A 22,932-nucleotide genomic window follows, 5' to 3' on the forward strand; every position below is an offset into this window, starting at 1 on the left:
CCCGTCACCTCCGCTGCCGCGGGTTTCGCATGAATCGCTCCAGTTGCGGTGCCCACCCCAAGCACGATGGCGACGAGCCCGGCGAGATATCGACTTCCGTGTCTGCTCATTTCCGCCCTTGAGAGTCTGCGTGTTGATCGGCTTGCACGCGATTTGGGTGTCGGTGTTAATATCCTCCCCGCCACGCCAGCACACGCCATATGCCGTTGCAGTTTCTGAGCTGATCAGGTATTTATTGTCGCATTTTGTGTCCCGATTGTCGCGATGTGTCGCACTCTGCGTCTGCTAGAAAGGGTCTACGATCTTCGCCGCCAACGATCAGTCGGCGTGGAACTGTCCTAACTCTCAAGGAGCTTCCATGCGTCTGTCTGTGATCGGCTGCGGCTACCTGGGTGCCGTGCACGCCGCGGCGATGGCGTCGATCGGCCACGAGGTGGTCGGCATCGACGTCGACGCGCGCAAGATCGACTCGCTCTCACGCGGTGAGGCGCCCTTCTTCGAGCCCGGACTGCAGGAGATCCTCACTGCGGGCGTCGAGTCGGGCAAGCTCACGTTCACCACCGACATGTCCGCGGCCGAGGGGGCCAAGGTCCACTTCATCGGCGTGGGAACGCCGCAGCAGGCCGGCGGCTACGCGGCCGACCTGACGTACGTCAACGCCGCCGTCGATGGGCTGCTCCCCTACCTGACCGAGGGTGATGTCGTCGCCGGAAAGTCGACGGTTCCCGTCGGGACCGCGGCGGGGCTGGCCCCGCGGATCGAGGAGACCGGCGCGACGCTGGTCTGGAACCCCGAGTTCCTGCGCGAGGGGTGGGCCGTTCAGGACACCATCGACCCCGACCGCCTCGTGGCGGGTGTCCCCGAGGGACAACTCGGTCAGCGGGCGGCCGACATCCTGCGCGAGGTCTACCACCCGTCCGTCGCGAAGAACACACCGTTCATCGTCACCGATCGAGCCACCGCCGAATTGGTCAAGGTCGCCGCGAACGCCTTCCTCGCCACCAAGATCTCGTTCATCAACGCCATGGCCGAGATCGCCGAGGTCACGGGAGCCGATGTCACCCAACTCGCCGACGCGATCGGACACGACGCGCGCATCGGCCGTCGCTTCCTCGGAGCCGGCATCGGCTTCGGCGGCGGATGCCTGCCGAAGGACATCCGTGCGTTCTCGGCCCGCGCCGAAGAGCTCGGAAAGGGCGAGTCGATCGCCTTCCTGCGCGAGGTCGACGCCATCAACCTCCGGCGCCGCGATCGCGCGGTGGAGCTCGTAGTGGAAGCCTTCGGCGGCTCGGTCTTCAAGAAGAACGTCACTGTGCTGGGTGCGGCGTTCAAGCCGCACAGCGATGACATCCGCGACTCGCCGGCACTCGACGTCGCCGTGCGGCTGCACGGCCTCGGCGCCTGGGTCACGATCACCGATCCGGCGGCGATCGAGAACGCGCGTCGCATCCACCCGCAGCTCAACTACGTGGAGGACCGCGACGAGGCGCTGCGAGGCGCCGACGCGGTGATCGTGGTGACGGAATGGGACGAATACCGGCGGCAGCTCTCGCCCGAGCACGCGAGCACCCTCGCAACCGGGCGCATCATCGTCGACGGCCGGAACTGTCTCGATGCCGCAGCGTGGCGCGACGCGGGGTGGGACTACCGCGGCATGGGGCGCCCCTGACGGCTGAAGCCTGCGCAGGGCGCGCGCCGGCGAGCATGAGCTCTCACGTCGCGCGCGCCCTGCTGCTCACGCCAGGTTGAGGACCGCGGCGACGACGATCCCCGCCACGATCAGCAGGGCGATGATCAGCATCCACCCCGGAGCGCCCCCGAACTCCCGCAGCAGGAACGGCTCCCGCGCGTCCTCGTAGCGACGCTGGCGCGCACGTGTTCGTCGACCCATCGCAGACTCCTCCTCTCGGACGAAGCTCCCCCGCCGCCACAGTAGGCAGGGGATGTTTCCAGGAGGCGTCCACACCTCGCCCGCAGGCATCCGGTCGTCCTGTCGCTGCAGGTGGGCGCATAACGCTCTTCGACACCCTGGTGGGTCGCGTAATGGAGCCCCCGGAAGTCGTCCATTAGACTCCCCTGAGGCTGCTCGCGACGAAGCTGCGGTCGACCACATCAATTTGACGTGATCGGACACGATGCCAAACGGAGCACTTCGACGCGCACTCACCGCGCATCTCGGCCCGGAGGCCACAGGCCACGGCCTCATCGGTGTGCAGGAATACCGCACAGCCGTCGTCAGCGCTCACCGCGTGCGCACCCCCACGTGGCGCTGGAGCGCGCAGCCTGCCGACCGTCCGCTGACCGCCGTCGTCTTCGCGTCGGAAGGCGGCCTCGCGCTCGGCGAAACGTCTCCGACGCGCCGCGCGGGCGTGCTGCTGCACAACACCCACACAGCGCTGCTGCGCTGGACGGCCGACGCCCTCGCGACCGTCGTCTGGCTCGACACCGACTCCGTCATCGACACGAGTGTGCCGCCGGCGCCTCAGCCCGTGGAACTCTCGCGCACCGCCCTTGCAACGGGACTGCACGGGTTCGCCGAGTCCATCGCGCAGCGGCCCGAAGTCCAGACCCGCGTCTCGGACTACGTCGTCGAGCGGCTGCTCGTCGAGATGGCCTACGGCGTCCTGCTCGAACATCGGGAGACGGATGCCGCGGGCTTCCACGCCGTCCGCCCGATACACCGCGCACGCATGCTCATGCTGCTGAACCGGGCCGACCCCGAGTACGGACTGCAGGAACTCTCACGAGACCTGCACCTGTCCACGCGCCATCTGCAGCGGCTGTTCGCCAAGGAGGGGACGTCTCCTGCCGCCGAGCTGCGCAATGTCCGCGCCGAACTGGCCCTCTCCCTGCTGCGCGACCCGCAGTACGACGCCCTGACCACGTCGCAGATCGCCACGCACGCCGGCTTCACCAACGCAGCGGCGATGCGACGGGGCCTGCACGCCATCGGCGCCCCGACTCCGCAGGCCGCCCGCGCGCGCTGAGACGCGACCGCCGGTCACCGAGGCGTCAATCCGCGACACGTCCCCGCTGTCGCGCGCCAGCGCGTCCATCTCCCTCACTGCCGATCGGCAGAGTCGTGACGAGGTCCCGAATCCGACGGACCCCCAGAGGAGCAGAGATGGTCGACAGTGAGGCGTCGTCGACCACCGGACCACTCGTCGCAGGCCGGCGGAGCGTCATGAAGACCGCCGCGTGGTCGCTGCCGGTGATCGCCATGGCGACCTTCAGCGTTTCCGGGGCGGACGCTCCCAACCCCGGGTCAACCCGCCGTGGCGCCTCCCCCGACGCGGCGAACACCTGAGGCGCCCCGGCCCGCTCAGAGAGGCAGGACCGGCCGCTCGCCGATCGATGCCGAGGGCCCGCGCTCGACGGGGATGAGAGCCCCGTCGATGCCCACCCCCAGCGCGGCGATCGCGGCGACGACGACACCCTGCTGCAGGGCGGCGGGCTCGTGCGCCAGCCGGTATGAGGCACCCGCACGCAGCGGCAATACGACAGCCCCGGAACGGGTGGCCGAGACGTCGCCGGCGGCGCGCTCATGGGCCTCGATGTCGCCGAGCCAGAGACACGCGTACGCGGCGTCGTCCGCGCCCGCCTCGACACGCAGCACCGCCGCCGCAGATCGGGACGACGTCAGCACGAGCAGTCGCGCACGGGCCGAGGCTTCATCCGCTCCGCGTGCGCGCGCCATCAGGGTTATGAGGACCGAGTGGTCCGAGCCCGAGACGTTGCGCACGGTGAACCCGCCGGCATCCGACCCCAACTCGATGCCGACAGCGGCGACAGGTTCGAGCGCAGGCACGCCGAGCCGCTGCGCGCGGTCTGATCCGGCGTTGTCACTTGGCGTCTCCCACAGACGCAGGCGTCGTTCCGACACGTTCTTCCCAGCGATGCCCCAAGCATCTTCTCGGCCTCAGGCCCACGGCATCCCACATGCCGCGACCGTCGGGTGTGGCCATCGATCGATGCGATCCTAGCCCCGGCGAGTCCGCCCGACGTGGACGGATCTGTGAAATCGAGCGGAAGTCCCGGAATGCGCCACCGACGCACCGTTTCGCGCCGGATGCCTTCTCAGCCGGCGGCCAGCGGGAACAGCGCGTCGCAGCTCGAGTCGATGGTCACCGGGGTGGCGTTGGCGGTCGGCGTGTAACGCAGGTTCAGCGGACCGAGCTCGCCCTGCGGCAGCGCGACCGTGTACGACACGGTCACCGTCTCGTTCTTCGGCACGAACACGGTCTTGCTGAGCGCCGTGTTGCCCTTCTCCACACCGCTGCGCTCCCACCGCGCCACCTGACCGACCGCGGGGTCGGTGGAGGTGATCTGCGCGCCGGGCGGCGCGAAGAACAGCACGTCGAGCATCATGGTCGTCCGCGGCAGCCCGTAGTTGTCGTTGCGCCACCCGAGCGTGTACTCGCTCTTGATGTCGTCGGTGATGCCGTTGTGCAGCGTCATCGTGGTGGTGATGGTGCGGGCGGCGGGGTCGCACGAGGCGTTGACCGTCGACGACAGGTGGTATTCGAGCTTGCCGACCGACGAGTCGTTGAGGTACATGCCGACCTGGGTCTGGGTCGTGTTGTCGGGCTTCAGCGCGCCGTCGAGGCCGAACTCGTCGGCCAGCGCCTGCGCGGCAGGGTCCGTGAACGAGAGGTAGACCCGCTGCTCCTCGGCCGACTGTTCCAGCGCGTCGAGCATCTTGAGCGGATCCCACGACGCCGCGGTGAGGTGGTCGAACACGCGCTTGGCCGTGTCGGTGAAGAACGCGTCGGATGTCGCCCCGTCGGGGTAGATCTCGTACGAGTCGCTCAGCAGCACCTTGACGGCGTTCTCGGCATTGAGCTGCTCGCCCGTGTTCAGGGTCACGGGGCCGGCGACGGCCAGCATGTGCGAGAGCACCACCGGGTCGATGGAGATCACACCGTCGAAGGACTGCCCGGTGGTGTCGGCGAAGATCGCCTGAAACAGCTGAGCCGTGGTCGGGAAGTCCGGGGTGAAGTTGTAGTCCTGGTTGTGACGGGTGAGCGTCGGCAGGTAGAGGCCGGTCGTCTCGGCGGGAAGCGAGATGTACTCGTTGCCCTGGGTGCCCGCCTCGTAGAAGGTCGCCGAGGTCGCCTGGTCGGCGTAGCCGAGCTTGCCGTCGGTCATCGTGACGATCATGCTCGAGGCCGGGTTGCCGCCGGTCGCGCGGATCTCGGCGTTGTTCTGGAAGATCAGGAGGTAGGTCTTCGTGCCGCCCGATCCGGCGATGTTCAGCAGCGTCGGGAGGTACTTCTCCGCCACCGCGAGCGCGGGGGCGGCATCGCCGATGACGTCGAGGATGTCGGCGATCGGCTCGCCCACCTCGGGCAGCAGCGACGCCCGGTCGATGGGAGCCACGAGCGCCTGCGCGTCGGCGAAGGCGGAGGCGATCTCGGGGATCGAGCCCTGCACCTGCCGGAACGGCTCGAGGTTGATGCCGCCGCCCTCGACGGTGAGCTTGTCGAGGTCGGCGGTCGACATGAACTGCATGCCCGGCGGCAGCGCCCGCAGCACCAGCACGTCCACCGCGCGAGTCACCCGCTGCACCGCGTCGACGTTCTGCCCCACGAACGGCACACGCGCGGCGATGTCCCACAGCGGACCGTCCACCGTCTCGGCGGCCAGTTTCACATTCGCCGTGATGTCGGCGGCGGTCGCCTGCAACTTCGTCTGGTCCTCCGACCCCAGCTGGGAGTTGAGGGCGGTGATCCCGGTCTTCGCCCGCTCCAGCGCGGACCGCGCGACCTTCGCCTCGGAGATGAACTGCATGGCCAGCACGCCCGCGATCACGCCGGCGACGAGCAGAACGAGGATGATCGAGAGCACCACCCACAGCCAGACACGACGCTTGCGTGGCCGTCCGACCGGCGCCGGATCGGGCTCGTAGAGGTCGGCCATGTCGTCGGATGCCGCCGCCGGGGCCGTGTCGGCCTGCACGGTCGCCTGACGCGCGTGACGACGCAGAGAGTTCTCCTCGCCCATCGGCGCATCTTCGGGTTGCACGGTGCCATGCTAACCGTCCGAGGTTGTGAGAACACCGCGACTTCACTCGGCGCGGGCCGCACCCCGCCGTCGGCGCTTGTCCCCCGAAAAGGGGACACCGCCTCGTCAAGAGTCGACGCCGACGGCTCGTAGGCTGGAAGATACCCCGCGTCGTCTCCCCCGAACGTGACCTCTCTTGCTCCGCGCCCTTATGACTGTTCTTCTCGCCACCGTGATCGTGGCCGTCTGCCTACCCCTGGCGTTCTACGTCCTCGCCGTCGCCGGGTCGCGCGATTCCGTCCGCTACTACTACGGCACCTGACGACGCCCGCTCGGCGATCACCACGATCAGCAGCCCCAGCGCCGCCCCCAGCGTGTTGGCGAAGACGTCTCTCAGGCTCGCGGTGCGCTCGGCGAGGAACGCCGCCTGCCCGAGCTCGATGATCATCGTGACGGCGAGCGCCACCGGCACGACCAGTGCGCGGCGGCGCGGCAGCGCCAGCGCGAGCAGGACGCCGAGCGGCATGAAGAGCGCGACGTTCGCGGTGAACTCGACGACGTCGTACGACAGCAGCGGCACGACGCGCGCGATCTCGCGCAGCAGTCCCGTCGCGTCCCGATCCACCGGCGTCGGCCAGAACGCGATCACCGCCAGCACGGCACCGTAGAGGACGAGGAGGCGAAGGCCGGTCCGTCTCGCGCGGTCCGCGCCCCGATCGGGTGACCGGTCGAACGACAGCGGCGCATCCGTCATCGCGGCTCCCCTCGGTCGGGCGCCGCGACGATGCCGCGCAGTGTGCGGCGAGTCTACCGGCGGGAGCGGATATCGTGAGCCCGTGGCCGCACCAGACGTCGTCGTCTCGACCTCGCTCGAGCGCACCTACCGGTATCTCCGCATCGGCGTCGCCGGCACCGTGGTCGCGATCTTCGTCGCCATCGGCCAGGCCGCCGCGACCTATGGCTGGCTCACGACGGTCAGCGACTACTTCTACACGCCCGCCCGCAACGTCTTCGTCGGTGCGCTCATCGCCGTGTCGCTCGCCCTCATCGCGCTGTCAGGCCGCGGCGCAGAACGGGCGCTCCTGGACGCCGCCGCGCTGTTCGCACCGCTGATCGCGCTCGTCCCGACGACGATCCCGCCGGACGCCGTGCCAGGGGTGGCCGTCTCGTGCGCGGAGCGCTGCTTCCCGCCGGAATATGAAGCGGATGCCGCCAACGGCGTCGCGGTCTACCTCGTGCTGGGCGTGCTCGTCCTGCTCGTCGCACTGCTCCTCGCGGCGCTGCGGCAGGTGTCGCTGCCCGCGGTGTGGCCGTCGCTCCTCATCGCGGCGGTCATCCTCGCCGCGACCGGGCTGACCTGGGCGTTCGCGCGCGACCTCTTCCTCCAGCAGGGCCACTTCGTCGCGACCACGCTCTTCTTCGCACTGTTCGCCGCGGTGGCGCTGCGCAGCGCCTTCCCCCGGCGAGGACCCCGGCCCGCGCCCGTCTTCCGAGTCCTCTACACCGCGATCGCGGTCGGCCTCGTGCTGGTGCTCGTGGCGTACGTCATCCTGCTGCCCCAGGCGGACGGCTCCGGCATCCCGATCGTCCTCATCCTCGAGGCGGCCGCCCTCACGCTGTTCTTCGCGTTCTGGGTGGTGCAGGGCCTCGAGAAGTGGTCCGACCCCGACCCGACGCTCATCGCCACCTGACGGTTCACGACGCCGGGGAGGGTCAGGCGGCGCCCGACTCTGCCTCCGCCACCTCGACGACACGGCGGACGCCGGCGGCGGGATGCGCCGTCACGAGGATCGGCAGGTGGTCGCTGAGCCCCTGCGGGAGCGTCCGCACCCGGTCGATCTCGAACCCGATCGACGTGGCGAAGTCGTAGTGGCCGCGGAAGAAGCGGTACCGCGTGTACGTGCGCGAGTCGCTGAGGTTCAGCTCGTACCCCTGCTCGCGCACGTGCTGGCTGAGGTGCTCCTTGAACACCGGATAGTTGTAGTCGCCGACCATGAGCGCCGGCAGCCCCTCGCCCAGCTGCTGCAGCTCGGCCAGCGCCGTGCGGATCTGGTGGCGGCGCAGCGAGTTGAGCGCGGTCAGCGGCGCCGCGTGGAACGAGGCCACGATGAGGTCGGTGTTCTCGTCGATGTCGTGCAGCCGCACCCCCAGCAGCCTCTCCTCGGCGGGCTTGAGCACCCGGTCGTGCAGCGACTTCTTGAGCGCCAGCGCCCGCACCTCGACGGCGCGATACGTGTTCTCGCGGTAGTACACGGCGAGGCCGAGACGGTTCCGCTGGGTGGAGTCCGCCAGACGGAGGCCCGAGATCTCGTCCGGGATGTCGGACGTGTCGGCCTCTTGCAGACAGAGCACGTCGGCGCCGTGACGCTCGACCAGATGCATGAGCTCACCGGCTGCCCGGTGCTTGCGCAGGTTGTACGAGATGACCTTCATGTCGGGGGCCAGCCTATTCCGCAGGCCCGGGCGCCGGGTGGCCTTGACAAGACCATGTCGTGACTTCTCACCACGCTCCGAGCATCGCGCACGGGATGTACGAAAACGGGATGCCCCGCCTCTGAAGTGGTGTGCCGCACTACGGCGCCCGACCGTGAACCGTCACGACAGACCCGACCCAGGAGGATCCCATGTCCGCTTCCGCTTCCGCCGGCACCGTCCGGGCCGACCTCACCGACGCCCTCACCGCCAGCCGCACCGCACGCGAGGCCGCCGAGCGCGAGCTGCGCCGCAGCGTGGCCGCCCGCACGCGCGCGGGCGAGGCGCTCGAGCGCACGGCCCAGCGCCGCGGGCTCGACGAGGACGAGCGCGCGCGGCTGCGCGCCGAGTACGCCGCCGCCGACCGCGTCGTCGGCGAACGCCGGGCCGCGCTCGAGAAGGCCAGCGAGTTCGAGCGCGCCGCGACGATCGTCGCCCGCGCGTTCGAGACCGAGGCGTCCTCCGCCAGCCCGCTCGCCGCCGCCCTGCTCGAGCTGGTGGGCTCGAAGACCGGTGCCGCCTCGCGCGCCCGCTCCGCGGCACCGCCGGTGCGCCGCGCCGCACCGGCGGTGCGGCTGCGCGGCGCGCGTCCCCGGACGGCCTGAGCCCCGCGACGGCTCGGAGGCGAGGCGGTCGGTCGGATCCGCGCACGCGTCGTGGATTGACGCCCGACCAGGCATTCGCGGGTTGTGTAGCATCGGGAGTACTTGCGACGCGTCGGGGTCCGCTGCTGGGGTCGGTGATCGGTGCACGCTGTCCAACCGCCTGAGAGGACGCACCTCCCATGTCGACCCCACCCGACGTGCCGAAGACCGCCGTCATCATCGAGGACGATGCCGACATCCGTCACGTGCTGGCCGAAGTGCTCGAGTCGTCCGGGTTCTCCACCGTCTCGGTGGGCAACGGGATCGACGGCGTCCGGGCCGTGCTCACCTACCAGCCCGTCCTCACCACGATCGACGTGAACATGCCGGGCATCGACGGCATCGAGGCGGCCAAGCGCATCCGCGCCCAGTCCGACACCCTCATCATCATGCTGACCGGACTCAACGACGAGGCGGACGTCATCGCGGGCCTCGGCGCCGGCGCCGACGAGTACCTTCCCAAGCCCTTCCGGCCGCGGGAGCTCCGCGCCCGCGTGGAGGCGCTGATGCGTCGCGCCCGCACGAGCACCGAGCCGGCCGAGCCGGTCGAGCAGACCACCACCTGGACCCCGGCGGTGCCGGAGTCTGCCGGGCCCGCGGTCGCGGCATCCGTCCCCGCCGTCGACGGTTCGGCGGAATGGCTCGCGCACCGCGATCTGCGGCTGCACCCCGAGAACCGCATCGTGCTCCTGGGCGCCGAGGAGCTCGACCTCACCCGCACCGAGTTCGACCTGCTCGCCACGCTGCTGGAGTCCCAGCGCCGCGTGCGCAGCAAGGCCGATCTCACCCTGGTGCTGCGCGGAGAGTCCTACGTCACCAGCTACTTCGTCGGCGACGCCGACAAGCGGGCGGTGGAGGCCCACATGACCAACCTGCGCCGCAAGCTCGGCGACAGCGCCGCCAACCCGCGGTACATCGAGACGGTGCGCGGCGTCGGCTACCGGCTGACTTCGGAAGCGGTCTGATCGACGGATGCCGCGGCGGAGGCATCCGCCCGCCCCAGACGAGCGGATGCCTCCGCGGCTGCGTTCCGGGAGAGTGCCCGCTTCCCCAAACGGGCACCCTCTCCGCCTCCCCCTCGCCGGGGCTCCCCTCCCCGGCGTCTTCCCCAGTTCTGATCCGCTTCGGGTCCGGATCAGACCTTGCACCCGCCCTTTCGACGGATGAGTCTGAAGAGCATGGACAGCGCCTGCCGCTCCGTCACGACCCGGCTGAGATAGCCGGCGCTCTCGAGCTGCCGCGACAGTGTGTCCGCGTCCTCGGAACCGTCGATCCATGGCGTGGACCGGTGGTTGTCGTTCATGACGTCGCGCAGCGCCTGCGTCAAGAAGATCGAGAAGAGGGCGCCGAGCGACGAGATCGCCGAGATGCCGCCGATGCGGCTGTCGGAGGTCGCCTCGGCCTCGAGGTGCTCGACGGCCGTGACGTCGGCGACGACGTCGCCGTCGACACCCAGCAGGTAGTCGTGGCCCTCGACGAGCGTGTAGCCGTAGTTGAGCGCGCCGGCCCGCGTGCCGGGGATCCGTCCGATGTCGTGGACGAACACCTCGGTGAACTGCTCCCCGAGCTCGGTCGCGACCTCGTGCGGTCCCGCATACGAGGACGCGATGCCCACGGTGCGGTCGGACGTGTTGCTGACGACCACGTGGATGACGTCCGGCACCCGGGTCTGGCCGAGCAGCGCCTCGAGCACCTGGGCGATCGAGTCCTCCTTGTTGTGCGCCGGGACCACGCAGCCGATCGACGACCGATGCGCCGAGGTGTCATCGAGCACCGCCCCCAGGTCATCGGCGGACCCGCGCGATGCGGCGGTGTGCTCGGCGAGAGGGGTTCCCTCGCTGACGCGCATCGTCCGCGTGCTGCGGGTGAGCGGGACCTGGTCTGACACGTTCGTCGCTTTCGCTTCTCGGCCGGTCTCTCCGGCACGCACCAAGCATCGCCCGCCTACCGCAAGCGGCCTCCGAGGCGGCGCGAGCACCGGCGCAAGGTTTCCGCAAGAGATCCGCAAGAAGGCGTTCTCCGACTCTCTGTCACTTCGGCGGGGAGGGGCGGGCCGGGCCAATAGGATCGCGTCATGGCTACCGGGGCTGCACGACCAGTGTTCGTCGTGCGCACGCCCGATGCCCGCACCCGGTCGATCTGGCTGACGCAGCTCGTCCTGGCCGCGAGCGTGCTGATCACCGCCGTCCTCGCGATGGCGCTGCAGCCCGCGATCTTCGGCCGGTGGACCTTCCTCGTCGGAACGCTCGCGGTGGTGCTGCTCACGCTGGCCGTGCTCGCGATGCCATGGTCGCAGCTCCCCGCCTCCGCCGTGCTCGCGGTGCCCTTCGCCGACGCGGTCGCGATCGGCCTGCTCTCCAGCGACCTGGATCTGCGCCTCGGCTACCTCTGGGGCTTTCCCGTCATGTGGGTCGCCATGCACTTCCGCGCGACCGCGCTGGCGGCGATGCTCGCGCTCATCGGGCTCATCATCCTCATCGATTCGGCGATGCTCACGGGCACGATGGCGGCGCTGCGGGCCTTCGTCGTGCTGCTTTCACTGACGTTCATCGGGATCACGTCGCACCTGGCGCTGCGTCGCACCCGCGCCCTGCGCCGCCTGCTGCGCCGGCAGGCCGGCAGGCTCACGGCGACGCTCGACCGCCGCTCCGACCAGGAGCGGCGCACGACCGAGATCCTCAACGGCATCGACACGGGCATCGTGCGCATCTCCGAGGGCGGCGCCGTCCTGGCCGTCAACGACGCCTACTCGCGCCTGTACGGGCTCGACCCGCTGGATCTCACCCTGCCCGCGCGCTCCGTCGAGTACACCGGCCTGCGCGGCATGCCCGTGCCGTTCTCGGAGCGTCCGTTCGCACGCGCCGCGCGCGGCGAGACGTTCGTGGACGCGTCGGTGTGGCTCTTCACCGCGGGCGGCGAGTGGCGCGCCCTCTCGGTCACCGCCAAGCGCCTCGCCGCGCGCGGCGACGAGGAGTCCTCGATCCTCCTGCTGGTGCACGACGTCACCGCACTGACGTACGCCGAGCGCGAGCGGGAGCGCTTCACCGCGATGGCGTCGCACGAGCTGAAGCACCCGCTCACCGTCTTGATCGGCAACGCCGAGCTCGCCCTCGAGCTCGACGACCTGACACCGCGCACGCGCGAGCGGTTCCAGTCGATCGTCGCCGCAAGCGAGCGGATGCTGAAGATGACCGAGAGCCTCGGCTCGACGTCCCGCCGCGGGTTCTCCGGGCGCGACACGCTCGACGACCTCGACCTGCGCCAGATCCTCCTCGACTCGGTCACGTCGTTCCGCCCGACGGCCGCGGCCGGCGACATCGCGATCGACCTGCAGGCGGACGACCCGCTGTGGGTGACCGCCGACGGGTTCCGGTTGCGTCAGGTCGTCGACAACATCGTCAGCAACGCCATCAAGTACACGCCGCGCGACGGGCGGGTGCGGATCGTGGGAGCGACCGAGCGCGACACCGTGGCGCTCACCGTCTCCGACACCGGGATCGGCATCGGCGCCGATGACCTCCCGCTGATCCTGACGCCCTACTTCCGCACCGCCGAGGCGAAGAAGACGTCGGGCGGCACCGGCCTCGGGCTCGGCATCAGCAACGACATCGTGCGCGCCCACGGCGGCACCCTGACCATCGAGAGCGAGGCGGGCGCAGGCACCACGGTCACCGTGCGCCTCCCGCGGGCGGCGGAGCTGGAGACCGGCTCGGCCGCGTCGCGCAGCACGGAAGGACGAGCATGACCGACCTCATCGTCGGATCGGGCGTGGAGCTCCTCATCGCGCAGGCGGTGATCACGACGCTCGCCACGATGCTCACGATCGGGATCGCGTTCCTGGTGAGACCGGGAACGGCGACGCTGTACTGGAGCATCGCGTTCACCCTCGCGATGCTCGCGACCTACGGCGTCGTGGCCGGGGAAGTCTCCGGCTCCGAAGCGCTGCGCCGCGCCTCGCTCGGGGCGCTGATGGGCGCGCCGGCGTTCCTCTGGTCGGGTTTCCGAGCGGCATGGCGGTTCCGTCCGCTCGTCTGGACCGGAGCGGTGGTCGCCGCCGGCTCGGCGGTGACCCTCGCCGCCGTCGACGGCATCGTGTGGTTCACCGTGGCGTACCGCGCCGTCTTCTTCGCGGCATCCGTCTTCGCCGCCCTGTTCGTGATGGACTGGCTGTCGGCGGCCTCCCGACGCAGCGACAAGCTGCTCCTGCCCTTCGGCATCGTCTCGATCGCCTTCTCGGTCACCGGCGCGGCGACCCTCGTCGCCGGCTTCGTCTTCCCGCCCTCGGGCGGCGACGACTTCGCCCTCGTGCGGCTGGTGTCATCGGTGGGGATGCTGGTGTACGTGGCGTGCGCGCTCATCGCCGTGGTCGGAACGACGGCCCGCGACAGCGGTCTCGGCCGCATCGCCACGGTCTCGACGGCGTGGCAGCAGTTCGAGCGGATCGCGCAGGATCGCCTGCTGCGCGCAGCGCGCACCTCCGAGCCCTGGTCGGTCGTGTACCTCAGCCTCGACGACGCCGCCGACATCCGCCAGACCGCCGGGGCTCCCGCCTTCGCGAACCTCTCGGAGCGGCTCGTCGACGAGGTGCGCGGGGTCTTCCCTGCGGAGTCCGACGTGGGTGCGCCCGCCCCCGGCGCCGTGGTCGTCCTCGTCCCCCGGCCCGACGCCGCCGTGCGCGACCTGCTGCGCACCAGCCTCGAGCGGGTCACGTCGCTCGACGTGCACGGCGCCATGCCCATCCGGCCGACCGCGAGCGCCGGCTGGGCGCCCGCCTCGGTGCTCGGGTACGAACTGGACGCGCTGGTGTACACCGCGCGGGAGGCCGCGGCGCTGGCGAGCGAGAAGGGCGGCGACCGGTGGGAGCGCGTCGGCGCCACCGTCGTCGAGCGGCTGCTCAGCCAGTCGGAGCGACAGTGATCGTGTCGCCGCCCGTGCTCGGCTCAGCGGGCCGAGCGAGCGCGCGCAGCCCGTCCGGTGAGGCGGCCTACTCCCGGTCGCGGCGCGCGCGGGTCTGCTCGGCGCGCTGCCCGAGCAGGTCGTCGGCGGGGTAGCCGACCTCCGTCAGGGTGAGACCGCGCGCGGCGAGCACCTTGACCTCCGGCACCCGCTCCCGCGCGTCGCGGATGTCGACCACGTCGTCGATGTCGAGCCTGCCCTCGCCCACCGCGACGCACGCGCCGACGAGCGCGCGCACCATGCTGTGGCAGAACGCGTCGGCCTTGACGTTCGCGACGAGGACGCCGGCGTCGTCGCGTCGCCAGTCGAACTCGAGCAGCGTGCGGATCGTGGTCGCCTCCTCGCGGGGCTTGCAGTACGCGGCGAAGTCGTGAAGCCCGATGAGCGCGCGGGCCGCGGCATCCATCGCCTCTGCATCCAAGGAGGCGCGCACCGACGTGGTGCGATGACGCTCGAGCGGGTCGTACCCGGTCACGGTGTCGCCGATGCGGTATTCGTACCGACGCCACACCGCCGAGAAGCGCGCGTCGAAGCCGACCGGCGCGATGCGGGAGCCGAGGACGGCGACGTCGGCGTACGCGCCCACGACCCCGCTCATCCGTGCGGCCAGCGCCGCGGCGCGGTCGTCCGGCGATTGCGCGCCCGCGCCCGGACGTGCGTGCCGGGCGAGCATGCGGCTCTGCTGGGTGTCGTCGAGGTCGACGTGCGCCACCTGCCCGGTGGCGTGGACGCCCGCGTCGGTGCGCCCGGCGACGACGAGGCGGGGGTCGCCGCCGACGACGCGGGCGAGCGCGGACTCGAGCGTCTCCTGCACGGTCCGCAGCCCGGGCTGACGCGCCCACCCGCGGAAGTGCGTGCCGTCGTAGGCGATGTCGAGCCGGATGCGCACGGACTCCACCCTATTCGCCCGCCGCGCGGTCGCCTCGCGCGGCCCCGACCCGCGGGCGGGTGCCGTGCGTCCTGAGGGGGGCCGCGTAGACTTGCCGTTTCCCCTCCTCGTACAACCAGCCATGACGTCGACTGCGCCCGCCGTTCGCCCCGCCGCCCGCTTCGCGGGACTGGACGGGCTCCGCGGGATCGCCGTGATCCTGGTGGTGCTGTACCACCTGTTCCCGCCCGCCGTCCTTCCCGGCGGCTTCGTCGGGGTCGACGTGTTCTTCGTCATCAGCGGGTTCCTCATCACGAGCCTGCTCCTGCGGGAGCATCACGCCACGGGCCGCATCGCGCTCGGCCGGTTCTGGCAGCGCCGCGCGCGGCGGCTGCTGCCGGCGCTGGCCCTCGTCGTCGGCGTGTGCTCGACGCTCGCCTGGGTCGTCGGCGGAGACGTGCTGGTGCGCCTGGGCGCGCAAGTGGTGGGCGCCGCCACCTTCAGCTACAACTGGCTCTCCATCGCCGGCGGCGAGACGTACTTCGCCGCGACGACGCCGGAGCTGTTCCGCAACGTCTGGTCGCTCGCGGTCGAGGAGCAGTTCTACCTGCTGTGGCCGCTGCTGCTTCCGCTGCTGCTCCTGCTGCCGGGCGCACGTTCCCGCGCGACCCTGGCCGCGGGCCTCGCCGCCGTCTCAGCGGTCTGGATGGGCGTGGTCGTCACCGGCGCCGACGACCCCACCCGCGCCTACTTCGGCACCGACACGCACGCCTTCGGGCTGCTCCTGGGCGTCGCGCTCGCCTTCGCGCTGCCGCCGCTGCTGCGGCGGCCGTTCGCGCTGTCGCCGGTCGCGCGGCACCTCACCGGGGCGGCCGGCGTGCTCGCGATCGGCGGTGTCGTCGTGCTGGCGTCGATGCCGCCGCAGGACGGCGCCGCCACCTTCCCCGGCGCGCTCCTGGTCGCGAGCCTGCTGAGCGCCGTCGTCATCGTGGCGGGCGTGTGGCCGGGCTCCTGGCTCGGGCGCGGCATCGACGCCGCGCCGCTGCGCTGGATCGGCGACCGCTCCTACGGCATCTACCTGTGGCACTGGCCGCTGCTGGTGCTCGCGGTCGCCGCGTTCGCGCCCGACGCCACCGTCGCCGCCGTCCCGGTGTGGCTGGGCCTCGGGGTGCTCGGCGTCACGGGCGCGGCATCCGCTCTCTCGTACCGGTTCGTCGAGACGCCCGTCCGCCGATGGGGCTTCGGCGCCTCGGCTCGGATGCTGCACCGGCGGCTCCGCGGCGGGCCTCGGGCGCGCCTGCGCGCGCTGGGCGTCGCCCTGGCGGGCGTGCTGGTGCTGGCCGGCACCGGCGCCGCGCTCGCCGCCGCGCCGGAGGAGTCCAGCGCCGAAGCCGCGGTCGAGGCGGGCCGCGAGGCACTGGCGGAGGCGATGCGTGAACGCTCGCCCGCCCCCGTGGCGCCTCCGCCCGGATCGGGACAGCAGACGGATGCCACGGCCGCCGCGCCCGCCAACGACGAGGTCGCGGGAGACCAGATCACCGCCGTGGGCGACTCCGTCATGCTGGCGTCGGCCGGCGGCCTCGTCGAACGCCTCCCCGGCATCGAGATCGACGCAGAGGTCTCGCGGTCGATGTGGGCCGGGCCCGGCATCCTGGGGTCGCTCACCGCGACCGACCGGCTGCGCCCGTACGTCGTGGTGGCGCTCGGCACGAACGGCCCCGTCGACCCCGGCGCACTGGAGAAGCTCGCCGACACGATCGGCCCCGAGCGCGGCCTCGTGCTGGTGAACGCCCACGCGCCGCGCGACTGGATCCCCGGCGTCAACGCCCAGCTCGCTGCCTTCGCCGACGCGCACCGCAACGTCATCGTCGCCGACTGGTCGGGAGCGATCGCGGCGCACGAGAACCTGCTCGCCCAGGACCGCATCCACCCCGGCGACGCGGGTGGCCGCATCTTCGCCGACACGGTCGCCGCCGCCGTCGACGAGCTCGCGAGGGAGCGCCGCGCCTACGCGAACGACCTCATCCGCGGCCTGCAGCTCGACCTCACGCCGTAGCCGCGGGGAGGCCGAGCGGCGGCCCCGCGACCGCGTCACAGCGATGGGAGCAGGCGGCGCGAGGGTCGCGCAGCGCGGGCAAGATGCAGCGAGACCCGCCACCCTGACGGGTGACGGGTCTCGCGGTGCAAGGGTGGCCGGGCACGGATGCCGCGACCTGCCGGGCGGCGACGCCCGGCGTCCGATCACTCGGACTTCTTGTCGTCCTCGACGACGGCGTCCTCGGCGGCAGCCTCGGCGGCCTCGCCCTCCTCAGGCGACTCGGCGCCGGCCGCGGTGGCCGACTCCTCGGGAGTGGTGTCCTCGACGGGCTCTTCGCTCACGTTCGACTCCTCGGCGGTGGTCTCGTCGGCCGGGGCCTCCTCGGCCGCGGCCGGGGCGGCGGCGGAAGCCGACTTCTTGGCCGACTTCGGCTTCGGGTTGACGGGCTCGAGCACGAGCTCGATCACGGCCATGGGCGCGTTGTCGCCCTTGCGGTTGCCGACCTTCGTGATGCGGGTGTAGCCGCCCTCACGGTCCGCGACCAGCGGCGCGATCTCGGTGAAGAGCTCGTGCACGACCGACTTGTCGCCGATGACCGACAGCACTCGGCGACGCGCGTGCAGGTCGCCGCGCTTGGCGAACGTGATCAGGCGCTCGGCGAGCGGACGCAGGCGCTTGGCCTTGGTCTCGGTCGTCTTGATCGACTTGTGGGTGAACAGCGCGGCGGCCAGGTTCGCAAGCAGCAGACGCTCGTGGGCGGGGCCGCCTCCGAGGCGGGGACCCTTGGTGGGCTTGGGCATTCTCAGTTACTCCAGTGTCTTAAAGGTCGAAAGCCGAAACTCAGACGGTCTCGTCGTCGTAGCCGCCGTAGAAGTGCGCGCCGTCGAACCCGGGGACCGAGTCCTTCAGTGACAGGCCGAGCGAGACGAGCTTGTCGCGCACCTCGTCGACCGACTTCTGACCGAAGTTGCGGATGTTCATCAGCTGCGTCTCCGAAAGGGCGACGAGCTCCGACACGGTGTTGATGCCCTCGCGCTTGAGGCAGTTGTACGAGCGGACCGACAGGTCGAGGTCCTCGATCGGCATCGACAGCTCGTTCGAGAGGACGGTCTCGACCGGCGCCGGGCCGATCTCGATGCCCTCGGCCTCGACGTTGAGCTCGCGGGCCAGGCCGAAGAGCTCGGTCAGCGTGCGACCGGCGGACGCGACGGCGTCGCGCGGGGCGATCGAGGACTTGGTCTCGACGTCCAGCACGAGCTTGTCGAAGTCGGTGCGCTCACCCGCACGCGTGGCCTCCACGCGGTACGAGACCTTGAGCACCGGCGAGTAGATCGAGTCGACCGGGATCTGGCCGGCCTCGGCGTACTCGTTGCGGTTCTGCGTCGCCGAGACGTAGCCGCGGCCGCGCTCGATCGTGAGCTCGAGCTCGAACTTCGCGGTGTCGTTGAGGGTCGCGATGACCAGCTCGGGGTTGTGCACCTCGACACCGGCGGGAGCGGAGATGTCGGCGGCGGTGACCTCACCGGCGCCGGTCTTGCGCAGGTACGCGGTGATGGGCTCGTCGCGCTCGCTCGAGACGACGAGCTGCTTGATGTTGAGGATGATCTCGGTGACATCCTCCTTCACACCCGGGATGGTGCTGAACTCGTGGAGGACGCCGTCGATGCGGATCGACGTCACGGCCGCGCCGGGGATGGAGGACAGGAGGCTGCGACGCAGCGCGTTGCCGATCGTGTAGCCGAAGCCGGGCTCCAGCGGCTCGATGACGAAACGGCTGCGGAACTCCCCGACCTTCTCCTCGGTCAGAGTGGGACGCTGTGCGATGAGCACTATGTGTTCCTTTCGATCACGTGCCCGCTATATGACACGTGCGGTGGGTGAGGTGTTGAGTTTTACTCGGGGATGCCTCGGATCGAGGCATCCGTTAAGCGTGCGGTAGCCCTTCGACGGGCTCAGTGACCGATACGGATCCTGAGCCCGTCGAAGGGCGGGAAGTCAGACGCGGCGGCGCTTGGGCGGACGGCAGCCGTTGTGGGCCTGCGGCGTCACGTCCTGGATGGAGCCGACCTCGAGGCCGGCAGCCGTCAGCGAGCGGATCGCGGTCTCGCGGCCCGAGCCCGGGCCCTTCACGAAGACGTCGACCTTCTTGACACCGTGCTCCTGCGCCTGGCGGGCAGCGGACTCCGCGGCCATGCCGGCGGCGTACGGCGTCGACTTGCGCGAGCCCTTGAAGCCCACGCCACCGGACGATGCCCAGCTGATGACGGCGCCCGACGGGTCGGTGATCGAGACGATCGTGTTGTTGAACGTCGACTTGATGTGGGCCTGGCCCAGCGCGATGTTCTTCTTCTCCTTGCGGCGCGGCTTGCGCGCGGCGGACTTGGCCTGTGCCATTGCTTTGCTCTCCTGAACCTGGGGGCCGCGCCTTAGCGCGCCTTCTTCTTGCCGGCGACGGTGCGCTTCGGGCCCTTGCGGGTGCGGGCGTTCGTCTTGGTGCGCTGACCGCGCACCGGGAGGCCGCGGCGGTGGCGCAGGCCCTCGTAGGAGCCGATCTCGACCTTGCGGCGGATGTCGGCGGCGACCTCGCGGCGGAGATCACCCTCGACCTTGTAGTTGCCTTCGATGTAGTCGCGGAGTGCGATGAGCTGGTCGTCGCTGAGGTCCTTGACGCGGATGTTCTCGTCGATCTCCGTCGCCTTGAGGATCTCGTTCGAGCGGGTACGGCCAACGCCGTAGATGTAGGTAAGGGCGATCACCACGCGCTTGTCGCGCGGGATGTCGACGCCGGCAAGACGTGCCATGCGGCTCTCCTAGGAGTGAGTGGAGGTGTGGAGCAGCATCGGTGCCCGGGCCTCCGCCCGAGGTGTCCCCCGCGGTGCGGGTTCTGATGCTGCCTGTGTGTGTATTGAGTTGTGAGTCGCGGGCCCGCGCCGGGGCGCGGCATCCGTTCAGCCCTGGCGCTGCTTGTGACGCGGGTTCGACTTGCAGATGACCATGACGCGACCGTGGCGGCGGATGACCTTGCAGTGGTCGCAGATGGGCTTGACGGAGGGGTTGACCTTCATGATTTCTTCTCTTCGCTGTCTTCGCCGGGCACGCGTGCGTGTGCCGCGTGGGGCGTTACTTCTCGACCGGTCTAGCGGTAGCGGTAGACGATGCGACCGCGCGTCAGGTCGTAGGGCGAGAGCTCCACGACCACACGGTCCTCGGGGATGATGCGGATGTAGTTCTGCCGCATCTTGCCTGAGATCGTGGCAAGAACCTTGTGTCCGTTGGTGAGCTCGACGCGGAACATCGCGTTGGGCAGCGCCTCGGACACGACGCCCTCGATCTCGATGACACCGTCTTTCTTCGCCATACGCTCGCTAACACTTGTGCAGACCGGTCGGTCTGCGGGTGGATGGGATGTCGGTGCGACGACACGCCGATGAAGGCGCAACGCACCAAAGATCAAGCATACGTGATAGCGGATGCCTCGGCAAATGCCCGCCGCGCCGTCACGGCTGCCGCTCAGGATTCCCTCGGGTGGCGGGCATCGCCGGGCCCGTGGCATCCCCAGGACCCCGACTCGGCCGGATCACGGCGCCCCATGCCCGCGGCATCCCAGGGCCCGCGGCATCCGTTCTCCCCCGACGTCTGCGCACCCCCCCTTTCCAGGGCAAACACCACATTCGCGACGAGGCGCCACACTCGGGCGCGGTGTCTCGCGAGCGATGCGGTGTTTGCCCTTCCTCCACGGGGGCGCAACCTCGGGCACGGGGCGCGAGTTCCTCACGTCTGAGCGCAGTCGCGGAACGAGCGGATGCCGCGGCCACGACCATTGCCGCATGGCACAGGTTCTGCCGGCCGGCGTGGTCCGGCCCTCGCCCATCGAACTCGTCCGCGTCCGTGACGCCTTCGCCGGCACGCGTGGGCTCCGCAACAGCGCGCACTTCCACCGCGTGCGTACCGGCGTCTATGCCGCCCGACCGGCATGGGACGCGCTGCGCCCCTGGGAGCGGTATCTCGCGCGCGTGCACGCGTACGCGCTGGTGAATTCCGACGCGGTCTTCGCATACGAGTCCGCCGCCGCGATGCTCGGGCTACCCGTCTTCGGCGAGCCTGCGCTGATCCACGTGTACGCGCTGGCCCGGACCAGGTCGCGACGCTTCGGCGACGTCTTCGTGCACAGCTGCGTCGCCGTCCCCGAGACGGTGACGCTCGGCGCCCACACGATGACGACGCCCGCCACCACGACGGCGGATCTGATGCGCGTGCTGCCGCCACCGTTCGGACTTGCCGTCGGAGATGCGGCGGTGTCGCGGGTGCAGGGAGGGATGCTCGCCCTCGCCGACCTCGAGGCGGCCGCCGCGGCGCTTCCGAACACGCGCGGGCGCGCGCTGCGCAACCTTCTGCTGCCCATGGTCGATGCGCGTGCTGAGTCGCCGGGTGAGAGCGTCAGCCGCGCGGTGATCGTCTGGTCGGGTTTCGAGCCGCCAGACCTCCAGCGCGTGTTCGTCACCGACGGCATCACCGACCGGACCGACTTCTGGTGGGAGAGCGCGAAGGCCGTCGCGGAATCCGACGGCTACGGCAAGTACGTCCGAGCGACCGCCGAGGAGACCCTCGAGGGCGTCCTCGCCGAGAAGCGGCGCGAGGACCGGCTGCGACGGCACTGCCGGGAGTTCGGTCGGTGGGACTGGGCTGCGTGCATGGCCGTCGCGCCGGTGATCGGCGAGCTGGAACGGCTCGGCGTGCCGCGGGTCGCCGCACCGCGGAGCCGGCTGCTCGCGACCATGCGGGCCAACCCGCGCTCTCTCCCGCGCACGCCCGCCGTTCCCCGCACGCCCGTTGTCCCCAGCGCACCCGCGGCCGGCACGCCCGCAGCGCGCCGCTGATCCACCGCGCCGCTGACCCGTCGCCCGCTGACCCGTCGCCCGCTGGCCCACCCCGCCGCTGACCCGTCGCCCGTTGAGCCGTCGCCCGCCGGTCCGTCACGGCCCCTCGAGCGGGCGATACACCGCAAACGCGACGGCACACCACGGTGCCGCACGGTGTCTCGTCGCGCACGCGGTGTTTACCCTGAATGTTGGGGAACGGATGCCGCCCCCGCCGGGCGCCCGCCCACGCCGGGCGCCCGCCCACGCCGGGCGCCCGCCCACGCCGGCCGGCCGCCCACGCCGGGCGCCCGCGTGCGGCGAACGCCCGCGTGCGCCGACGCGCGTGGGAGGAGGGGCGGATGCCGCGGGGCGCGGCATCCGGTCACTCGAAGAGGGTCGCGAGCGCGCCCGCGGGGGGCAGGTCGGAGTTGGAGATGACCTCGCCGTTCACGGCGACGGTCGGCGTGGCGATGCCGGACTGTCCGGGCTGCACCGGCGTCTGCTCCGTCATCGCCGTGACGAAGCCGGCGTAGCTGCCGTCGTTCACGCACGAGTCGATCCCGGTGACACCCACGCCCGACGCGATCTCGAGGATCTCGTTGTTCGTCAGGCCGTCGGTGTTCTCGGCGGGCTGGTTCTCGAACATCGCCTGCAGGAAGGGCAGCGAGGCGTCCGGGTCGGCCTCGGCCACACAGTACGCGGCGTTGGCCGAGCGGGTCGAGAACTGCGTGCCGTTCGACAGCCGGTCGAGGATCGAGATGGGGTGGATGCCGAGCGTGATGCTGCCGTCGTCGACCAGGCCTTCGATCTCGGCGCCGTACACCTGCTCGAACTGGTTGCACACCGGGCACATGAAGTCGACGTAGGTGTCGAGGCGGTCCTCGCCCTCGCCGACGAGGATCGCACCGGTCTCGGTGTCGATGTTCGACGCCGACGGAGGGTTGACCTCGGTGGGCAGCGGCTTGGGCGCGGCCTGGTTGTTGAGCGTCACCACGAGCACCGCGACGAGCACGAGCGCCACCACCACGGCGATGGTCACCCAGATCGCGAACCAGTTGACCTTGCGTGCGCCGGCCTGTGCCATTTCGAGAG

General features: G+C 70.7%; 24 protein-coding genes. 10 read left to right on the forward strand and 14 right to left on the reverse strand.

All coding sequences use genetic code 11. The annotated features are described in order from the left end of the window. Positions 1-358: 358 nt before the first annotated feature. On the forward strand, positions 359-1,669 hold the full coding sequence (locus tag ACZBH1_RS03565; RefSeq protein WP_463645539.1) for a UDP-glucose dehydrogenase family protein: 1,311 nt from the start codon (positions 359-361) through the stop codon (positions 1,667-1,669). Between the two features lie 66 nt (positions 1,670-1,735). On the opposite strand, the gene ACZBH1_RS03570 is transcribed toward ACZBH1_RS03565, so the two are convergent. Then, positions 1,736-1,891: a hypothetical protein gene (locus tag ACZBH1_RS03570; RefSeq protein ID WP_336398111.1), complete on the reverse strand. Its 156-nt coding sequence runs from the start codon at positions 1,889-1,891 to the stop codon at positions 1,736-1,738. 358 nt (positions 1,892-2,249) lie between these two features. Between ACZBH1_RS03570 and ACZBH1_RS03575 the strand changes: the two genes are divergently transcribed. Further along, complete coding sequence (locus tag ACZBH1_RS03575) at positions 2,250-2,987, forward strand: helix-turn-helix domain-containing protein (RefSeq protein WP_463645540.1); 738 nt, start codon at positions 2,250-2,252, stop codon at positions 2,985-2,987. Between the two features lie 137 nt (positions 2,988-3,124). Next, positions 3,125-3,307: a hypothetical protein gene (locus tag ACZBH1_RS03580; RefSeq protein ID WP_463645541.1), complete on the forward strand. Its 183-nt coding sequence runs from the start codon at positions 3,125-3,127 to the stop codon at positions 3,305-3,307. A 15-nt stretch (positions 3,308-3,322) separates the two neighbouring features. Here ACZBH1_RS03580 and ACZBH1_RS03585 read toward each other — a convergent pair whose 3' ends face one another. The 3 genes from ACZBH1_RS03585 to ACZBH1_RS03595 all read right to left on the reverse strand — a co-directional run bounded on the left by ACZBH1_RS03585 (position 3,323) and on the right by ACZBH1_RS03595 (position 6,757). Then, positions 3,323-3,808, reverse strand: coding sequence for a hypothetical protein (locus ACZBH1_RS03585; protein WP_463645542.1), 486 nt, complete (start codon positions 3,806-3,808; stop codon positions 3,323-3,325). A 269-nt stretch (positions 3,809-4,077) separates the two neighbouring features. Continuing rightward, positions 4,078-6,024, reverse strand: coding sequence for a DUF4012 domain-containing protein (locus ACZBH1_RS03590; RefSeq protein WP_463645543.1), 1,947 nt, complete (start codon positions 6,022-6,024; stop codon positions 4,078-4,080). Between the two features lie 229 nt (positions 6,025-6,253). Further along, on the reverse strand, positions 6,254-6,757 hold the full coding sequence (locus tag ACZBH1_RS03595) for a VanZ family protein (protein ID WP_463645544.1): 504 nt from the start codon (positions 6,755-6,757) through the stop codon (positions 6,254-6,256). An 82-nt stretch (positions 6,758-6,839) separates the two neighbouring features. Here ACZBH1_RS03595 and ACZBH1_RS03600 point away from each other — a divergent pair, with 82 nt between their 5' ends. Continuing rightward, entirely contained in the window at positions 6,840-7,694 is an 855-nt protein-coding gene (locus ACZBH1_RS03600) for a hypothetical protein (protein WP_336398105.1), read from the forward strand. A 22-nt stretch (positions 7,695-7,716) separates the two neighbouring features. Here ACZBH1_RS03600 and ACZBH1_RS03605 read toward each other — a convergent pair whose 3' ends face one another. Then, a complete protein-coding gene (locus ACZBH1_RS03605) occupies positions 7,717-8,436 on the reverse strand; it encodes an endonuclease/exonuclease/phosphatase family protein (RefSeq protein ID WP_463645545.1) in 720 nt (239 codons plus the stop codon). Between the two features lie 191 nt (positions 8,437-8,627). On the opposite strand from ACZBH1_RS03605, the gene ACZBH1_RS03610 reads away from it, so the two are divergent. Further along, the gene (locus tag ACZBH1_RS03610; protein WP_378883980.1) at positions 8,628-9,080 is read left to right on the forward strand and encodes a hypothetical protein; all 453 of its coding nucleotides are present in this window, start codon (positions 8,628-8,630) and stop codon (positions 9,078-9,080) included. Between the two features lie 179 nt (positions 9,081-9,259). After that, entirely contained in the window at positions 9,260-10,084 is an 825-nt protein-coding gene (locus ACZBH1_RS03615; protein WP_336398102.1) for a response regulator transcription factor, read from the forward strand. A 170-nt stretch (positions 10,085-10,254) separates the two neighbouring features. Here ACZBH1_RS03615 and ACZBH1_RS03620 read toward each other — a convergent pair whose 3' ends face one another. Next, positions 10,255-11,007, reverse strand: a complete 753-nt coding sequence (locus ACZBH1_RS03620) for a glycosyltransferase (protein ID WP_336398101.1) — start codon at positions 11,005-11,007, stop codon at positions 10,255-10,257. Between the two features lie 186 nt (positions 11,008-11,193). Between ACZBH1_RS03620 and ACZBH1_RS03625 the strand changes: the two genes are divergently transcribed. Further along, positions 11,194-12,864, forward strand: coding sequence for a sensor histidine kinase (locus tag ACZBH1_RS03625; RefSeq protein ID WP_463645546.1), 1,671 nt, complete (start codon positions 11,194-11,196; stop codon positions 12,862-12,864). Continuing rightward, complete coding sequence (locus ACZBH1_RS03630; RefSeq protein WP_336398099.1) at positions 12,861-14,036, forward strand: hypothetical protein; 1,176 nt, start codon at positions 12,861-12,863, stop codon at positions 14,034-14,036. The genes ACZBH1_RS03625 and ACZBH1_RS03630 overlap by 4 nt, the downstream gene beginning before the upstream one ends. 67 nt (positions 14,037-14,103) lie before the next feature. On the opposite strand, the gene truA is transcribed toward ACZBH1_RS03630, so the two are convergent. Further along, positions 14,104-14,964: a tRNA pseudouridine(38-40) synthase TruA gene (truA, locus tag ACZBH1_RS03635; RefSeq protein ID WP_463645547.1), complete on the reverse strand. Its 861-nt coding sequence runs from the start codon at positions 14,962-14,964 to the stop codon at positions 14,104-14,106. A 121-nt stretch (positions 14,965-15,085) separates the two neighbouring features. On the opposite strand from truA, the gene ACZBH1_RS03640 reads away from it, so the two are divergent. Next, positions 15,086-16,999 carry an acyltransferase family protein gene (locus ACZBH1_RS03640; RefSeq protein WP_463645548.1) on the forward strand — a complete coding sequence of 638 codons (1,914 nt, stop codon included), beginning with the start codon at positions 15,086-15,088 and terminating at the stop codon, positions 16,997-16,999. 185 nt (positions 17,000-17,184) lie between these two features. On the opposite strand, the gene rplQ is transcribed toward ACZBH1_RS03640, so the two are convergent. The 6 genes from rplQ to infA all read right to left on the reverse strand — a co-directional run bounded on the left by rplQ (position 17,185) and on the right by infA (position 20,339). Beyond that, complete coding sequence (gene rplQ / locus ACZBH1_RS03645; protein ID WP_378883959.1) at positions 17,185-17,781, reverse strand: 50S ribosomal protein L17; 597 nt, start codon at positions 17,779-17,781, stop codon at positions 17,185-17,187. Positions 17,782-17,821: 40 nt separating this feature from the next. Continuing rightward, complete coding sequence (locus tag ACZBH1_RS03650) at positions 17,822-18,811, reverse strand: DNA-directed RNA polymerase subunit alpha (RefSeq protein WP_336398092.1); 990 nt, start codon at positions 18,809-18,811, stop codon at positions 17,822-17,824. A gap of 165 nt (positions 18,812-18,976) precedes the next feature. Continuing rightward, complete coding sequence (gene rpsK / locus ACZBH1_RS03655; RefSeq protein WP_018171470.1) at positions 18,977-19,375, reverse strand: 30S ribosomal protein S11; 399 nt, start codon at positions 19,373-19,375, stop codon at positions 18,977-18,979. A gap of 32 nt (positions 19,376-19,407) precedes the next feature. After that, the gene (gene rpsM, locus ACZBH1_RS03660) at positions 19,408-19,782 is read right to left on the reverse strand and encodes a 30S ribosomal protein S13 (RefSeq protein ID WP_336398091.1); all 375 of its coding nucleotides are present in this window, start codon (positions 19,780-19,782) and stop codon (positions 19,408-19,410) included. A 147-nt stretch (positions 19,783-19,929) separates the two neighbouring features. Then, positions 19,930-20,046: a 50S ribosomal protein L36 gene (gene rpmJ, locus ACZBH1_RS03665; protein WP_005050492.1), complete on the reverse strand. Its 117-nt coding sequence runs from the start codon at positions 20,044-20,046 to the stop codon at positions 19,930-19,932. 71 nt (positions 20,047-20,117) lie between these two features. After that, the gene (infA, locus tag ACZBH1_RS03670) at positions 20,118-20,339 is read right to left on the reverse strand and encodes a translation initiation factor IF-1 (RefSeq protein ID WP_005050493.1); all 222 of its coding nucleotides are present in this window, start codon (positions 20,337-20,339) and stop codon (positions 20,118-20,120) included. A gap of 469 nt (positions 20,340-20,808) precedes the next feature. Here infA and ACZBH1_RS03675 point away from each other — a divergent pair, with 469 nt between their 5' ends. Next, entirely contained in the window at positions 20,809-21,858 is a 1,050-nt protein-coding gene (locus tag ACZBH1_RS03675; protein WP_463645549.1) for a hypothetical protein, read from the forward strand. Between the two features lie 364 nt (positions 21,859-22,222). On the opposite strand, the gene ACZBH1_RS03680 is transcribed toward ACZBH1_RS03675, so the two are convergent. Continuing rightward, the gene (locus tag ACZBH1_RS03680) at positions 22,223-22,924 is read right to left on the reverse strand and encodes a DsbA family protein (RefSeq protein WP_463645550.1); all 702 of its coding nucleotides are present in this window, start codon (positions 22,922-22,924) and stop codon (positions 22,223-22,225) included. Positions 22,925-22,932 lie beyond the last annotated feature (8 nt).

The sequence above is a fragment of the Microbacterium sp. ZXT2-5 genome (assembly GCF_055329545.1).

Coding starts and splice junctions, on each gene's coding strand:
- ACZBH1_RS03565 (WP_463645539.1), top strand. CDS start 359: ATGCGTCTGTCTGTGATCGGCTGCGGCTACCTGGGTGCCGTGCACGCC.
- ACZBH1_RS03570 (WP_336398111.1), bottom strand. CDS start 1,891: ATGGGTCGACGAACACGTGCGCGCCAGCGTCGCTACGAGGACGCGCGG.
- ACZBH1_RS03580 (WP_463645541.1), top strand. CDS start 3,125: ATGGTCGACAGTGAGGCGTCGTCGACCACCGGACCACTCGTCGCAGGC.
- ACZBH1_RS03595 (WP_463645544.1), bottom strand. CDS start 6,757: ATGACGGATGCGCCGCTGTCGTTCGACCGGTCACCCGATCGGGGCGCG.
- ACZBH1_RS03605 (WP_463645545.1), bottom strand. CDS start 8,436: ATGAAGGTCATCTCGTACAACCTGCGCAAGCACCGGGCAGCCGGTGAG.
- ACZBH1_RS03610 (WP_378883980.1), top strand. CDS start 8,628: ATGTCCGCTTCCGCTTCCGCCGGCACCGTCCGGGCCGACCTCACCGAC.
- ACZBH1_RS03615 (WP_336398102.1), top strand. CDS start 9,260: ATGTCGACCCCACCCGACGTGCCGAAGACCGCCGTCATCATCGAGGAC.
- ACZBH1_RS03625 (WP_463645546.1), top strand. CDS start 11,194: ATGGCTACCGGGGCTGCACGACCAGTGTTCGTCGTGCGCACGCCCGAT.
- ACZBH1_RS03630 (WP_336398099.1), top strand. CDS start 12,861: ATGACCGACCTCATCGTCGGATCGGGCGTGGAGCTCCTCATCGCGCAG.
- ACZBH1_RS03640 (WP_463645548.1), top strand. CDS start 15,086: ATGACGTCGACTGCGCCCGCCGTTCGCCCCGCCGCCCGCTTCGCGGGA.
- rplQ (WP_378883959.1), bottom strand. CDS start 17,781: ATGCCCAAGCCCACCAAGGGTCCCCGCCTCGGAGGCGGCCCCGCCCAC.
- rpsK (WP_018171470.1), bottom strand. CDS start 19,375: ATGGCACAGGCCAAGTCCGCCGCGCGCAAGCCGCGCCGCAAGGAGAAG.
- rpsM (WP_336398091.1), bottom strand. CDS start 19,782: ATGGCACGTCTTGCCGGCGTCGACATCCCGCGCGACAAGCGCGTGGTG.
- rpmJ (WP_005050492.1), bottom strand. CDS start 20,046: ATGAAGGTCAACCCCTCCGTCAAGCCCATCTGCGACCACTGCAAGGTC.
- infA (WP_005050493.1), bottom strand. CDS start 20,339: ATGGCGAAGAAAGACGGTGTCATCGAGATCGAGGGCGTCGTGTCCGAG.
- ACZBH1_RS03675 (WP_463645549.1), top strand. CDS start 20,809: ATGGCACAGGTTCTGCCGGCCGGCGTGGTCCGGCCCTCGCCCATCGAA.
- ACZBH1_RS03680 (WP_463645550.1), bottom strand. CDS start 22,924: ATGGCACAGGCCGGCGCACGCAAGGTCAACTGGTTCGCGATCTGGGTG.